The 598-nt window shown below is 60.0% G+C and carries 1 protein-coding gene; it reads right to left on the bottom strand.

Annotation, left to right across the window (positions count from 1 at the left end; genetic code table 11):
* Positions 1 to 598 (bottom strand): hypothetical protein (locus tag AC1D0P_RS27155; protein ID WP_477679568.1); only part of this gene is annotated, 598 nt, incomplete at both ends.

Raw genomic sequence — 598 nt, forward strand, 5'->3', positions numbered from 1 at the left:
ATGATGTCAGGATCAGTCCGATGCCCATCAGGATCAGGAGATAGCGGATCGGTTTCGGCCACGCGCCATAACCACCCTCGCCGACCTCCATTGGCCGCACGAATGCGAGGAGCAACAGGATCGCGCCGATCAGAATCGACGAAACGAACCCCTCCGCCACCGTCAGCACGACGGGTGCATCGAGCGCCACATTGATTTGATCGCCGATATAGGCGAGGCCGTTGGCAAGCGCCAGCAGCATGCAATAGCCAACAAGCATGCGCGCGCCGTGATCCGACACACTGACCAGCCGCCATTGCGGCCGCTTCGGCGCAAGGATCGCATGGGAAAGCCGCCAGACGAAATAGAGCCCGACAATCGTCCATAGGACGGACCGGACGATGTCGATGAAATCGATCCTGAGCACTTTGAACCCGGCGAGCGTGATCAGGCTTATGAGCACGAACAGACCCGCTGCCAGCGTCGGGATCAATGTCGACCAGAAGGCAGCCACCAGACGGAAGGTGAAGGTCGGCTGCCCGAGAGTGGGATCGCGCTGGGTGAAGGGGCGAAACATTCGGCGGACAAGGCCAATGATGAGAAGCGCCTCGAGGATTAT

Source organism: Polaromonas sp. P1_G2 (genome assembly GCF_056405515.1).